General features: G+C 61.3%; 13 protein-coding genes. 8 read left to right on the top strand and 5 right to left on the bottom strand.

What is annotated here, in order from left to right; genetic code table 11:
- Positions 1–17 precede the first annotated feature (17 nt).
- The 3 genes from kdpB to KI810_RS10700 all read right to left on the bottom strand — a co-directional run bounded on the left by kdpB (position 18) and on the right by KI810_RS10700 (position 4,228).
- Positions 18–2,087 carry a potassium-transporting ATPase subunit KdpB gene (gene kdpB, locus KI810_RS10690; protein ID WP_214175534.1) on the bottom strand — a complete coding sequence of 690 codons (2,070 nt, stop codon included), beginning with the start codon at positions 2,085–2,087 and terminating at the stop codon, positions 18–20.
- A 135-nt stretch (positions 2,088–2,222) separates the two neighbouring features.
- Positions 2,223–3,980 (bottom strand): potassium-transporting ATPase subunit KdpA, encoded by a 1,758-nt coding sequence (gene kdpA, locus KI810_RS10695; RefSeq protein ID WP_214175535.1) that lies wholly within the window; start codon positions 3,978–3,980, stop codon positions 2,223–2,225.
- Positions 3,981–4,000: 20 nt separating this feature from the next.
- Entirely contained in the window at positions 4,001–4,228 is a 228-nt protein-coding gene (locus tag KI810_RS10700; RefSeq protein WP_214175536.1) for a hypothetical protein, read from the bottom strand.
- Positions 4,229–4,437: 209 nt separating this feature from the next.
- Between KI810_RS10700 and mnmH the strand changes: the two genes are divergently transcribed.
- From mnmH to KI810_RS10725, 5 genes are all read left to right on the top strand, one after another.
- Complete coding sequence (mnmH, locus tag KI810_RS10705) at positions 4,438–5,466, top strand: tRNA 2-selenouridine(34) synthase MnmH (protein WP_214175537.1); 1,029 nt, start codon at positions 4,438–4,440, stop codon at positions 5,464–5,466.
- Between the two features lie 279 nt (positions 5,467–5,745).
- Complete coding sequence (locus KI810_RS10710) at positions 5,746–6,210, top strand: (2Fe-2S)-binding protein (protein WP_214175538.1); 465 nt, start codon at positions 5,746–5,748, stop codon at positions 6,208–6,210.
- A complete protein-coding gene (locus KI810_RS10715) occupies positions 6,207–8,375 on the top strand; it encodes a xanthine dehydrogenase family protein molybdopterin-binding subunit (protein WP_214175539.1) in 2,169 nt (722 codons plus the stop codon). The genes KI810_RS10710 and KI810_RS10715 overlap by 4 nt, the downstream gene beginning before the upstream one ends.
- Positions 8,376–8,378: 3 nt before the next feature.
- Complete coding sequence (locus KI810_RS10720) at positions 8,379–9,224, top strand: XdhC family protein (protein WP_214175540.1); 846 nt, start codon at positions 8,379–8,381, stop codon at positions 9,222–9,224.
- Entirely contained in the window at positions 9,142–9,735 is a 594-nt protein-coding gene (locus KI810_RS10725; protein WP_214175541.1) for a nucleotidyltransferase family protein, read from the top strand. Before KI810_RS10720 ends, KI810_RS10725 begins: the two co-directional genes overlap by 83 nt.
- Here the strand turns inward: KI810_RS10725 and KI810_RS10730 are convergent.
- Entirely contained in the window at positions 9,722–10,600 is an 879-nt protein-coding gene (locus KI810_RS10730; protein WP_214175542.1) for a DUF2156 domain-containing protein, read from the bottom strand. The two genes, KI810_RS10725 and KI810_RS10730, sit on opposite strands and share 14 nt — an antisense overlap.
- Before the next feature lie 304 nt (positions 10,601–10,904).
- On the opposite strand from KI810_RS10730, the gene KI810_RS10735 reads away from it, so the two are divergent.
- The 3 genes from KI810_RS10735 to KI810_RS10745 are packed head-to-tail and all read left to right on the top strand — an operon-like array spanning position 10,905 to position 13,562.
- Positions 10,905–11,345, top strand: a complete 441-nt coding sequence (locus KI810_RS10735; protein ID WP_214175543.1) for a hypothetical protein — start codon at positions 10,905–10,907, stop codon at positions 11,343–11,345.
- Between the two features lie 16 nt (positions 11,346–11,361).
- Positions 11,362–12,681 (top strand): glycosyltransferase family 2 protein, encoded by a 1,320-nt coding sequence (locus tag KI810_RS10740; RefSeq protein WP_214175544.1) that lies wholly within the window; start codon positions 11,362–11,364, stop codon positions 12,679–12,681.
- On the top strand, positions 12,681–13,562 hold the full coding sequence (locus KI810_RS10745) for a hypothetical protein (protein ID WP_214175545.1): 882 nt from the start codon (positions 12,681–12,683) through the stop codon (positions 13,560–13,562). Before KI810_RS10740 ends, KI810_RS10745 begins: the two co-directional genes overlap by 1 nt.
- A gap of 1 nt (position 13,563) precedes the next feature.
- Here the strand turns inward: KI810_RS10745 and KI810_RS10750 are convergent, their stop codons facing one another.
- Positions 13,564–14,004, bottom strand: coding sequence for a DUF4149 domain-containing protein (locus tag KI810_RS10750; RefSeq protein WP_214175546.1), 441 nt, complete (start codon positions 14,002–14,004; stop codon positions 13,564–13,566).
- Positions 14,005–14,158 lie beyond the last annotated feature (154 nt).

Below are 14,158 nucleotides of genomic sequence, written 5' to 3' on the forward strand. Positions count from 1 at the left end.
TATAGGACGTATAGGTCCTAAAAAAAGCCTCCCACCACCATATCGATCACCTTGATCCCCACAAACGGCGCCACAATCCCCCCGACGCCGTAGATCAGCAGATTGTGGATCAGCAGCTTCTCCGCAGGCATGGGATGGAACTTGGTCCCCTTGAGGGCCAGCGGCACAAGGCACGGAATGATGACCGCGTTGAAAATGACCGCCGACAGGATCGCACTCATGGGGGTCGCCAGGTGCATGACGTTCAGCACGTTCAACTGCGGATAGATGGAGAGCAGCATCGCCGGGACGATGGCGAAGTACTTGGCCACGTCGTTGGAGATGCTGAAGGTGGTGAGGTTCCCCCGGGTCATGAGAATCTGCTTCCCCACCTCGACGATGTCGAGAAGCTTGGTCGGGTTCGAGTCCAGGTCTATTATGTTGGCCGCCTCCCGGGCCGGCTGGGTGCCGGTGTTCATGGCCACTGCCACGTCCGCCTGGGCCAGTGCAGGGGCATCGTTGGTGCCGTCGCCGGTCATGGCAACCATGAAGCCGGCGTCCTGATTTTCTCTGATCAGTCGCAGTTTGTCCTCCGGCTTGGCCTGGGCGAGAAAATCGTCCACCTGGGCCTCGGCGGCGATGGCCGCGGCGGTGAGGGGATTATCGCCGGTGATCATCACGGTCTTTATCCCCATGCTCCTGAGTTGCTGGAACCGCTCCTGGATACCACCCTTGATGATATCCTTGAGGTTCACGACCCCGAGGATCTCGGCATCGCAACTGACCACAAGCGGCGTCGCCCCGGCCCGGGCCACGCGGTCGACTACGTCTCGCAAGTCGCCCGGGATGTTCACTGCACCAAGCCCCTTCGCGAAGGAGACGGTCGAGTCGGAGGCCCCCTTGCGATACTGCTTCCCCGCCGTATTCATGCCGGAAAGACGGGTATCGGCGTTGAACGTTATGGTTTCGGCATCCGTGGGGGGCGCTTCCGCTTGCAGTCCGTACTTCTGCTTGGCCAGCACCACAATGCTTCGCCCTTCCGGGGTCTCGTCGGTGAGCGAAGCCATGAGCGCGGCTTGGGCCAACTCCCTGTCGGTATGCCCTCCCACGGGGATGAACTCCACCGCCTCACGGTTCCCCAGGGTGATGGTGCCGGTCTTGTCCAGCAACAGCACGTTCACATCCCCGGCTGCCTCGATGGCACGGCCAGAAAGGGCGATGACGTTCTTCTGGAAAAGACGGTCCATCCCGGCTATGCCGATGGCGGGGAGGAGCGCGGCGATGGTGGTTGGCGCGAGGCAGACGAAGAGCGCCACGAGGACCGTCAGCGAAACAGGGGAACCCTGGCCTGCCGCCTTCACGCTGTAAATTGAGAGGGGACTGATGTTGGCGCATACCAGCAGGAACACCAGGGTCAACGCAATCAGGAGCACCTCCAGCGCAATCTCGTTGGGTGTCTTGCGCCGCTTTGCCCCCTCGATGAGGGAGATCATCCGGTCGAGGAAGGTCTCCCCGGGGTTTACGGTTATCCGGACGATGATCGAGTTGGCGATCACCGTGGTCCCGCCGGTGACCGCGCTCCGGTCACCGCCCGACTCCCTCACCACCGGCGCCGATTCGCCGGTGATGGCCGCTTCGTTCACCAGGGCCGCGCCGGCCACCACGTCGCCATCGCCGGCAATCAGATCACCGGCCTCCACCAGGATGTGGTCTCCTTTGCGCAGCTGGTTGGCATCAGCCGTGGTGTAGTCGCTGCCAAATTCGGGCTTGGCAAGGACCTTGGCCGTCACTTCCGTGCGGGTCTTGCGCAGGCTGGCCGCGCGCGCCTTGCCGCGCCCCTCCGCCAGCGCCTCGGAGAAGTTGGCAAAGATAACCGTCAACCAGAGCCAGGCTGAAACGAGGCCGGTGAACCAGGCCGGCTCCTTGTTGGCACCGGTGAGCGACATGACGAACGTCACCAGGGTGATGAAACTGGCGATCTCCACCGCGAACATGACCGGGTTACGCCACAGGTCGCGGGGGTCGAGTTTTCTGAAGGAATCGATCAGCGCGGGTCGCATGATCCGCGGATCGAAGATGGAAATCGGTTCAGGTGCATGTTTGGACATGGGTTAATCCTTTCAGAAAACCTAAAGGACGCAGATTCAAATCCGATGAACGCAGATTTAATCAACAATACTTTTTTTGTAATTTTACTTTGATCCGCCTTTTCTGCGTTCATCTGCGTCCTGTTCCGTTTAATTCTATAACCCCATCATCTGCAACTGCTCTACAATCGGCCCGAGCGAAAGCGCCGGAAAAAAGGTGAGCGCCCCCACGATCAGGATGACCAGGGTCAGCCAGAGCGCGAACGGCACCTTGTCCGTGGGAAGCGTCCCGAGGCTTGGCGGGACGTACTTCTTCTCCGCCAGCGAACCGGCCATGGCGAGCACCGCCACTGCCGGAACAAACCGCCCGACCAGCATGGCGATGGAGCCGAGGATGTTGAAGAAGTTTATATTGGCGCTCAGCCCTGCGAAGGCGCTGCCATTGTTGTTGGCCATGGAGGCGAAGGAGTAGAACACCTCGGAAAGACCGTGGGCGCCCGGATTAGCCATGGATGATACAGCCTGCGGGGTGATCATGGCGATCCCCGAGAAAATCAGCACCGTCACCCCGGCGATCAGGACGGTCACTACCGACAGCCACATCTCCCGCACCTCGATCTTCTTCCCGAGATATTCCGGGGTCCGCCCGATCATGAGTCCCGAGACGAAGACCGCGATGATGGCAAAGGCAAGCATGGTATAGAGCCCGGAGCCGACCCCGCCGGGAACCAGTTCACCCAAGAGGATCAGGGAGATCGGAACCATCCCGCCGATGGGGGTCAATGAATCGTGCATGGTGTTCACCGCGCCGCAGGAGGTGCCGGTGGTGGCAACGGTGAAGAGGTTGCTCCCGGCCAGGCCGAAGCGGGTCTCCTTCCCTTCAAGATTGGCTCCGTGGACGCCGAGCTTGGCGATAGAGGGATTGCCCCTCGATTCAACTCCCTGTAGTACCGTGAAGGAGAGTAGCAGGATCAGGAGCATGACCCCCAGGAGCGTCCACCCCTGGCGGGTGTTCCCCACCATCGCGCCGAAGGTGTAGGTGAGGGAGAACGGAATGAGGAGAATCAACAGGATCTCCACCATGTTGGTAAGCGGGGTCGGATTCTCGAACGGATGGGCCGAATTGGCATTGAAAAATCCGCCGCCGTTGGTCCCGAGTTCCTTGATCGCTTCCTGGGAGGCTACCGGCCCCATGGGGATGGTTACGTCCTTAGCCGTCACGCTCTCGGTCACCGGATTTCCCTTGTCGTCCAGCTTCGGCTTGTCGTAGGTGACCGGCTGGACCAGCGCTACCGTCTTGTAGGGGCTGAAGTTCTGGATCACCCCCTGGGAAACGAGGACGAGAGCGGCGAGGAGGGAGATCGGTACCAGGATGTAGAGGGTGCAGCGGGTCATGTCGACCCAGAAGTTTCCGAGCATCGAGGTCGTGCGTCGGGCAAAGCCGCGGATCACGGCGATCGCCACGGCGATGCCGGTGGCGGCGGATACGAAGTTGTGCACCGCCAGCCCCACCATCTGGGTAAAGTAGCTGGCCGTGGATTCGCCGCTGTAGGCCTGCCAGTTGGTGTTGGTGACGAAGCTGACGGCCGTGTTGAGCGCCAGTTGCCAAGTGAAGGCCGGGAATTTCTGCGGATTGAGCGGTAACAGGTGCTGCAGCATCAGCATGGTGAAGAGAGCCACAAAGAGGACCAGGTTGAAGAGGACCATGGCCCAGGCGTAGCGCTGCCACCCCATCTCCTCCTCTTTCCTTACTCCGCATATACGGTAGAGGATGTTCTCGCAGGGGGCGAAGGCGTGAGACAGGAAAGTCCGCTCCCCCTGGAAGACCCTGGCCATAAAGGCGCCCAAGGGTTTGACCAGCACCAGGAGAACGATAACGAAGATAGCTGTTTGCAGCCACTCATAGGGAGTCATCACTCCGCCTCCATCGATTGCTATTTCAGTGTATCACCTATTCCCGGCACCGAAAGGCGGCCGATCTCCGTCTGTAGCCATTGCTGCCGGACAGCGTCGAAGCAGAGGCAGTGCCCCGGAACTGCCGACGGCGGGGCAATGGTGGTAGAACCAGGAGAGATTTCGTACTGACCGGACCACATCCCTTCGTCGGCGAAGTCCTCCCCTTGATAAATGCCGGTTTCCGTGTCGTAATAATAGATACGCATGCTAAGAGCCTCTCTCTCTGGGCACATGCCCTGTACCCTTTAAGATCACCTTATCCCGTTATGCATAAAAAGGGTGTCAAGATAGAAGGATACTGCATCAAGGAATCATCAAGATGATGCCAGTCGCCAGCAACGTAAGCAGTATCGCCTCCCTTGCATTTGTCACCTCCTCTCCTCTATAATGCGGCCGACTGATTCCGGAGGAAAAGATGCCCGCTACCGTACCGTTCAACGAATCCCTGCTCGACAGCCACCTGGTGGTGGATGCCCGCACTCCGCTGGAGTTCGCGGAAGACCATATCCCCGGCGCCATGAACGTGCCGCTCCTTTCCAACGAGGAGCGGGTGGAGATCGGTACCCTCTACAAGCAGACCGGTCCCTACGAGGCCCGCCGCCGAGGCCTGGAGCTGACCGCCCATCGCTATCCCGCCATGGTGGCTGAAATAGCCGAAGCCGCGAACGGTCGTCCCATCCTGGTCTACTGCTGGCGGGGAGGACTCCGGAGCAAGACCGTCACGAGCATTCTTGAGCTGACCGGACACCAGGCGGTCCAGCTGCAGGGGGGATACCGCGACTTCCGCAACCACGTCGCAGCCTTCTTCACCCCCTATGTCCCCTCCGGCCCGCTGGTGGTCCTCCACGGCATGACCGGCATCGGCAAGACCACCTTTCTCCTGGGTCTAAGGACCGACATCTGGCGGGTCGTCGACCTGGAAGGGCTCGCCTGCCATCGGGGTTCCGCCTTCGGCGAACTGGGGCTCACCCAGGACCTCACCCAGAAGCGCTTCGAGACCCTCCTCTGGAATGAGCTTCGCCAGGTTCCACCGGGCATGCCGATTCTCCTGGAAGGGGAGAGCCGGCGCATCGGCAGGATATCGCTCCCCGGCAATTTCTACGACGTGATGCGGGAAGGAACGCTGGTCTGGTGCGATGCCTCCCTGGAAACCCGCGTTGCCCGCCTCATCGACGAGTACGGCAGACCCGAGTACAAAGAGGGGATGGGAGCGGCCCTGGAGCGGATCCGGAAAAAGCTCGGTGGTGAAAAGTACACCGAGATCGCCGGCTACCTGGAGCGGTGGGAACTGAAGCCGTTCATGGCCGAGCTCATGACCTCCTACTACGACCGGCTCTACTACAAGACCCGGGACTGGCAGGAAGATTTCACCCTCTCCCTGGAGGATTTCCCCGCCGCCGGTGAAGAGCTGGAGCGGCAACTGCGGGACCACCTCCGTTTCTGACACGGCAATATCCTCCCTACCCTGTATCCACAAGGGGTGAGTGCCCCGTGGAGCGAATGTGCCCGAGTACCAGCCGATGTAGGCGAAATTGAGCTGAGCCGGTCGGACGACCGGCGCGAAATGAGCCGTACAACGGCGGTACGAGGGGACTCTGAGCGGAACGGGGTGCTCGCCCCTTGCGCATACAGTCTCCTTTCCCTTCCCTTGCATTGCCCCCCAACCGTGCTATCCTTCTAAAATCGCATTGTTTTTCCCCTTTTCCCCTAAAAAGGAGGCACCATGATAGCGTTGAACGTGAACGGCAAGGCGTACCAGGTAGATGTGGAGCCGGATGTGCCGCTCCTCTGGGTCATCAGGGAGCAGCTGAAGCTGACCGGCACCAAATTCGGCTGCGGCGAAGGACTGTGTGGCGCCTGCACGGTCCATGTGAACGGCGAGCCTGCGCGCTCCTGCATCACCCCCGTCGGGGACGTCGCGGGGAAGAAAATCGTCACCATCGAGGGAATTCCCGCCGGGCATGCGGTGAAAAAGGCATGGCTTGCCGAGGAAGTTTCCCAGTGCGGCTACTGCCAGCCGGGACAGGTCATGTCCGCCGTCGCGCTGCTGAAAAAACATCCCAAACCGACCGACGGCGACATCGACAGCGCCATGTCGGGGAATATCTGCCGCTGCGGGACCTATCCCCGCATCCGTACCGCGATCCACCGGGCCGCCGGGGCGAAAAAGAAAGGGGGAAAACCATGAGCGAGATCATCAGGATGAGCCGCCGTGACTTCCTCAAGACCGGTGCGGTCCTCTCGGGGGGGCTGGTGCTCGGCTGCTATCTGCCCTTCGGCAACTCCGCGGGGGCGGCCGATCCCGCAACCACCTTTGCCCCCAACGCCTTTATCCGGATCGGCAGCGACGACACCGTCACCCTCATCATCAACAAGTCCGAGATGGGTCAGGGGGTCTATACCTCCCTCCCCATGTTGATCGCCGAGGAGCTGGCGTGTGACTGGAAAAAAATCCGCATCGAGGCGGCGCCGGTTGACCCGGTCTATAACCATACGGTTTTCGGCCTCCAGGTGACGGGGGGAAGCACCAGCGTCCGGACCGAGTGGGAACGTCTCTCCAAGGCAGGGGCAGCAGCCCGGGAGATGCTCATCGCCGCAGCTGCCAGGCAGTGGAAGGTCGACCCCGCCTCCTGCCGGGCGGAGAACGGCTTCGTCGTCCATGCAGGCAAAAAACTCTCCTACGGCCAGTTGGCCGCCAAAGCGGCAAAACTGCCGGTCCCCCAGGAGGTCCGCCTGAAGGATCCGGCGCGGTACGCCATCGTCGGCAAGCCGCGGCACCGCCTGGACAGCCCTGCCAAGATCGACGGAACGGCGCTCTTCGGCATCGATGTGCAGCTGCCGGGACTCCTGACCGCCGTGGTAGCCCGGCCACCGGTATTCGGCGGCAAGGTGACGAGTTTCACGGCGGACAAGGCGAAAAAAGTTCCCGGCGTGGTGGATGTCGTACAGGTCCCGTCGGGGGTGGCGGTTATCGCCACCGGCTTCTGGCCGGCGAAAAAGGGGCGGGAACTTCTGGACATCGTCTGGGACGACGGTCCCGAGGGGGGGCTGGCAACCCCGGCACTGCGGCAACAGTATGTCTCCCTTGCCCAATCCCCCGGGCTCGTCGCCCGGAAGGAAGGTGAACCGGCCCAGGCGATGCAAAAGGCGGCAAAACAACTCACCGCCGAATTCGAGGCACCCTTCCTCGCCCACGCCCCCATGGAGCCCCTCAACTGCTGCGTCGACCTGAAGAGCGACCGCTGCGATATCTGGACCGGCACCCAGTTCCAGACCGTGGACCGCAACAGCGCGGCAGAGGTGGCAGGACTCAAACCGGAACAGGTGCATCTCCACACTACCTTCCTCGGCGGCGGCTTTGGCCGCCGGGCCAACCCCGCGTCCGACTTCGTCAGGGAGGCGGTTCACGTGGCGAAAGCGGCCGGGAAACCGGTCAAGGTCATCTGGACCCGGGACGATGACATGAAGGGGGGATTCTACCGCCCCTTCTGGTACGACCGGATCAGCGCCAGCCTCGACGACACGGGAAATCTGACCGCCTGGCAGCACACCATCGTCGGCCAGTCCATCGCCACCGGCACCCCCTTCGAATCGGCCATGGTGAAAAACGGCATCGACGATGCGTCGGTGGAAGGGGCGGCAGAGATCCCCTACGCCATCCCCAACATTCAGGTTGACCTCCATACACCCAAGCTCCTGGTTCCCGTTCTCTGGTGGCGCTCGGTCGGTCACTCCCACACCGCCTTCGTGGTGGAGAGCTTCATGGACGAAGCGGCCCACGCCGCCGGGAAAGACCCCTTCGCGTTCCGGCGCGCACTGCTGGCAAAACACCCGCGGCATAAGGGAGTTCTGGAACTGGCAGCCGCCAAGGCAGGGTGGGGTAAGCCGCTCCCTGCCGGCCGTGGCCGGGGCATCGCCGTGCACGAATCCTTCGGCAGCTTCATCGCCCAGGTTGCGGAGGTATCGGCGGACAGGAAGGGAACCGTCAAGGTCCACCGGGTAATCTGCGCCATCGACTGCGGCCGGACCGTGAATCCGGACACCATCAGGGCGCAGATGGAATCGGGGATCATCTTCGGCCTCTCCGCTGCCCTCCACGGCGCCATAACCTTCAAGAACGGCAAGGTGGAGCAGGACAATTTCGACGGCTACCCCGTGGTGCGAATGAACGAATCCCCCGCCATCGAGGTACACATCATGCCGAGCAAAGAACCGCCGGGAGGGGTCGGCGAACCGGGGGTCCCCCCCATCGCACCGGCAGTCGCCAACGCCCTGTTCGCCGCCACCGGCGTGCGGCTCCGCACCCTCCCCTTCAACCCGAAGGCTCTTCTGGACGGCATGGGGAAGGGGTAGTCCATGACCGACCTTGATATCTACGAGGAACTGGTCAGGCTGAGCCGGGCCGGCACCCCCTTCGCCCTCGCCACGGTCATCGCCAGCAGCGGCTCGTCACCCCGCAAGCCGGGGGCGAAGATGCTCGTCCGGGATGACGGCACGACCGTCGGTACCATCGGGGGGGGACGGGTGGAAGCGGAAACCATCCAGGCCACCCTGGCCGCCATGGCGAGCGGTGTGCCGTCGACGCTGTCGTTCCAGTTGACGGAAGAGCACGGCTTCGTCTGTGGCGGCGCTCTCCAGATATACGTCGAGCCCCATGGCAACAGCCGGCGGCTCGTCATGTTCGGCGGGGGGCATGTGGGAAAGGCGGTGACGGAACTGGCGGCAGGGTGCGGTTTCCATGTCACGGTGGTGGACGAGAGGCCGGAGATGGCCAGCCGGGCGGCGCATCCTGCCGCGGCCGACGTTATCTGTGCTGAGGTTGACAATGCCTTTCCCGCCTTGACCGTCACGGAGGAAACGGCCATCGTCATCGCCACCACCGGTCATGAGAAGGATTTTCAGGCGGTGCGGGGTGCGCTCCGGACCCGGGCGGGGTTCATCGGCCTCCTCGGGAGCAGGCGCAAGCGGGAAGTGCTGCTGCAGACACTGGAGCGGGAAGGTTTTTCAGCGGAGGACCGGGCGCGCGTCGTGACGCCGGTGGGGCTCCCCATCGGCGCCGAGACCCCGGCGGAGATCGCCGTCAGCATTGTCGCCCAACTGGTAAAGGAAAGGAGGAGCCATGCAGCCGCACGTGTCGGCCATACTCCTGGCCGCCGGGATGTCGCGGCGGATGGGGTGCTGCAAGCAACTTCTCCCCCTTGACGGGCGGCCGGCCATCGTCCGGGGCATCGAAAGCCTGCTGGCTGCGGAGTTGGATGAGGTCATCGTGGTGGTAAATCCTGAAGGTGAGGAGGTGGCAGCCGCCATCTCCCATCTACCGGTAACCATAGCCGTGAACGGAACGTCCGGCAGTGACATGGCCGGATCGGTTCGGGTCGGCCTGAAGAGGATAGCCGCAACGGCGAGCGGTGTGCTCATCTCCCTGGCGGACACTCCGCTGGCAAGGGAAGAGACCTGCCGGTTTCTGACGGAGCTGCACCGGCGCCACCCGGATGACATCCTCATCCCGGCCTACCGGGGGCGCAAAGGACACCCCACTCTCTTCCCCCGCCAGGTTCTTGCCACCATCGACCGGCACCCGACCCTGCGCGACGTCATCCAGGCACATGAAGAGCGGGTTCAGCTCCTGGAAGTCAACGACCCGTGGGTGATTGAAGAGATGGACACGCCGGAAGACTACCGGCGGCTGGTCTCCCTCCTCACACCCTCCTGACGCGGAATTTCTTGACCAACTCCACGGGGTGATAGGACAGCTTGGCAGCTCGCAGCCCCGGTTCCCCCAGGTCCTGCTCCCGGTTGACGAACCTGCAGTCGGTGAAGAGGAGCCGGTTGAACTCCCGGTCCACCAGCTGGGAGACCCCTTCCAGAAACGGGTCGGACTTTTCGAAGTGGCAGACCGACGTCGTTTCGTTCAGCCGCTCTCCCAAAGCGAATGCCTGCACCACCCCCTCCACCAGCACCACCACCCCCGCAAGCCCCAGGTCGCCGGCCAGTTCCAACGCTTCCCGGGTCGCCGCCACTTCCTGGGCAATTGAAGGGCTTTCCATCTCCCCCCGCACCCGGAACCACTCCTCCAGGAGCGCCATCGCCCCGGCCAGATGGTTTCTGCCATAGAGCTCCACCACGTGCCCGTACCTGCCCGTAAAATAGTTCACCCGGTTCTTCTTCTTGTGGAACCGGTTGCCGGCAAGCTCCGCCAGCTCCTGACGGAGATAGAGATAGTCGAAATTGTCCCGGTCCTCGATTATTTCCATCCCCTCCCTGTCCAGATACTCCTCGATGAACTCCCCCTCCGCTACCGCCAGAGTCAGCCCCTTGGCCAGCAGGAAATGCAGGGTGCGCCCCTTCTCCCCCGACAGCGGCGGCAGGAAGTACTCTTCCCCTCCATACCCCCGTCCCAGCACCACGAGGGAATCCCCCACCATGGTCAGGCGATAGGCATGGGGAACCCGGAACAGATAAAGATTGGCAAAGGTAAACTCGGAAACCCGGGGCTGAATCCGGGAAAACAGGTCGTCAAGGAGTCGCTTGTCGGCCAGTCCGAGGTCGCGGGCGTCGGGATACGGGGGGATGTTCATGGTTGTCTCCTTCGGGAGGTAAGTATACCAAATCCCCGACACGTAGTGATTGATTTGTCAGTTAATTAATGAGCGAGCACCGCGTTCTATATTTCCAGGACATACCACACATTAGAAATATCATAAAAACTATTGTTTTTGCGGTAAGTTAGTGGTAAAAAGTACAATCAGCATTAAAATATAGATAACGGTGAGCTTACCGCTACATTCCTCTGCAATATCAGAACCGTAATGGGTCATGGCATCCCCCCCCTCAGGCCGATTCAATGAGAGGGGCCATGAAAGCTCCCAAGGAAAGCGTATCATGGGAAAATGGTTTCCGATTCTGATTATCTGCATAACCATCGTGTGGAGCGACGCAGACGCCAGGTCATACAGGTCTGTTGCCGGAGCGAGGGAGGCGGAGGAAACGGAACCTGCTCCAGGTGCCCCGCCACCGGCGCCAGCCTCCGGTGTACCGGCCATTCCGCCTTCCCCCCCCGCGCAGGCCGGGGGAGCAACGACGCCTGCAACTCCCGGGGCAAGCGAATCGCAGATATTTGTCTGGAAAGAGGGGAATGTCCTGCGCGCGACGAACAACCTGAGCGACGTCCCCCCCCGGTATTCGAAGCGGGTGGAAAGCGCGGACGGGAACCCGAAAGTGATCCGCATGGTGGCTGAGAAAGAGAAACCCCTCCACACAAAGCCCGTAAAGAAGGCACGAAAGAAACCTTCACGGCGTCACGGCCACAAACCCGGCCGATGACGCAGCAGGAGCGAACATGTATGTCTACGTACGGGTAAAATTCACGCTGGCGCTCATCCTGTCGGGGCTCTGGACGCTCACCTCCATCTACCTCGCGATCCCCTGGTACGTGGGACTGTCAGAACGCATGTACCATCCCCTGCCAGCATTGATCGTGCTAGGACTCGCCATCATACCGGGATGGGCCATGTCCTTCATGATCTTCTCCCTGCTCCTGGACCGGCGCCCCAGGTACGTCGAGAAACCGTTCGTCGCCCCGCCGCTGACATTGCTCATCGCTGCCTATAATGAAGAGGACAAGATATTCGATACGCTCATGTCCGTCTGGCTCCAGCAGTACCCGGCACATGTGCGGGTAGTGGTCATCGACGACGGCTCGACGGACCGGACCGCCGAGAAGGTCACGGAGTTCATCCAGCAACACCCGACAACGGGCAAGTCCTTCGAACTGATCCGCCATCCGGAAAACAGGTGCAAGGCCGCCGCCCTCTCCACGGGACTGGATACGGTAACGACCGAGTTCGTCATCACCATCGACGCCGATTCCTACCTGTACGAGAAGGCAATCGAAAACCTGGCCAGAAACATCGTGCTCGGCCCGAAACAGACGGCTGCCGTGGCAGGAAACGTCCTGGTGCGCAATTCCCGGGAAAACATGATGACCAAGCTGCAGGAATGGGACTATTTCCATGGCATCGCCGTCATCAAGCGGGTGCAGTCCCTGTACCAGGGGACCCTCGTGGCCCAGGGGGCTTTTTCCATCTATCGCACCGCAGCCGTCAAGCGCCTCAATGGCTGGCCCCCGAAAATCGGGGAAGACATCGTCCTCACCTGGGGGCTGCGCGACCTGGGATACAGGGTCGGCTATGCCGAAAACGCTTTCTGCTTCACCATGGTCCCGGAGACGTACCGGCAGTTCTTCCGCCAGAGAAAGCGCTGGTCGCGCGGCCTCATCGAGGCATTCAAATCCTACCCCTCCACCCTGGTCAAGGTAAGGATGAATTCCCCCTTCATCTGGTACAACCTCTTCTTCCCGCTGGTCGACAGTGCCTACCTGCTCTTCTTCCTGCCGGGACTGATCGCCGCGGTCTTTTTCCAGAACTACCTCATCGTCGGCATGATGACGGTACTGCTCCTCCCCCTTGCGCTCATTGCCAACGGGCTTTTCTACTGGCAACAGAAAAGGATATTCTCGGAGTACGGGCTGAAGGTAAGGATGAATCCCTTCGGGTTTCTCGTCTACCTCCTCGGCTACCAGGCGATCATGGCTCCGGCGACGGTTACGGGTTACCTGAGCGAGATTCTTAACATGGCCAAGAAATGGGGTACCAAATAATGAGACAGATAGCGCTATTGACGGCACTGGTGCTGGCCATCCCCCCCTCCGCGCACGCGTGGCAGCAACATGACGTGGAAGTCAGGTCGGAAATCTTCAACGACAACGACGGCACCCACAGTATGGGGTTCGACCAGGTTTTCCACTGGAAGGACAAGACGACAAAGGTTGGTGTCGGCGCCACCCAGACCGTCATCGATGAATCGGGAGGAAGCAGGATTTTTGCGGGTGGACTGGTGGAGGGATACAAGAAGCTGGACAACGTGGACTTTACGGGACAGATGAAACTTCTGGGCTGGAACGGCGAGTTCAAGACCCCCCTCTCCTTCGGCTCATCCCAGACAATCGGGCCGCTCCGCCTGGAGGAGAGCATCGACCATGGCACCATCGACTCGGTGAAGGCCTACGATGCAAACATAGACTACTGGTCCGCCGGCGGCTCCCTCGACTGGGAACTGGTGAAGAACTTCACCATAACCGGCGGATACTGGCACCGCTGGTCATCCGACAGCAACAGCCGCGACCTTTACGTGGGGCGGGCCGTCTACAGCTTCACCGACAATTTCCATGCCCAGTACCGCTACCGGGGAATCAGGAACAGGGAGAGGGTCCCGGAGTATTACAGCCCGGAATTCTTCGACCAGCACGCGCTGCTTGCCGGCTACGCCGATTCGTTCTTCGACAGGCTCAGGGTGAGACTGTGGGCCGGCCCCGTCTCCCAGGATGACGGGTTTTCGACGCACATCGGTGCACTGGAAGACATCAGGGTAACCTGGAGGATCGACGACCACTGGCAGATCGCAGCCCGCGCCGAGGCGAACCAGGTCGGCTCCGGCTATCAGTACGTGTATTCCACGATCGGCATTACCTACGATTTCTGATTCAGAGCAGCACCACCAGCACTACCCCGCCGCCGAACACCACCAGGTTGCAGACCGCCGAGATGCCGTGGAGCCTGGCGAACTCCTGCCGTTTCGGGTGATCCCGGGGGGTCGTTTCGAACGAGGGGATGTCCTTCTTGATTTCAGCCGCCTTCGGTTCGATGTAGAACGCCTGAAAGGCGGTCGCCGCCAGCATCAGCACAATGAGCGCTAGGGCGATGACGGAGCATTTCCCCCGCGCCAGAAGCAGTGTCACGAGCGCCACGGAGCCGCAGGCGAGCCCCCAGCGGAAATAGCCGGGGAAGAGGACCCCGACGATCATCCCCGCCAGATCCCGGGGCTGGGTCTTGAAGAGGATCGGGGTGAGAACGAAGGTGAAGATGGCGACACCGCCGACCCAGAAGGACACGGCAAGGCGGTAGATGACGGGTATGATCTGCATGGGCATCTCCTTTTTATGTGAATGACGCGCCGGTTTCCTGGTTGGCGAGCGGCGATAACCGGTCTTTATCCACGTATCCTACCAAGTAATACCACTGTTTGTCCGGTTGCGATACCTTCGGATTGTATTAGAAAGATTTTTTTTGACTTTGCCT

It is taken from the genome of Geomobilimonas luticola (assembly GCF_018476905.1).
GTDB classification, from domain to species: domain Bacteria; phylum Desulfobacterota; class Desulfuromonadia; order Geobacterales; family Geobacteraceae; genus Geomobilimonas; species Geomobilimonas luticola.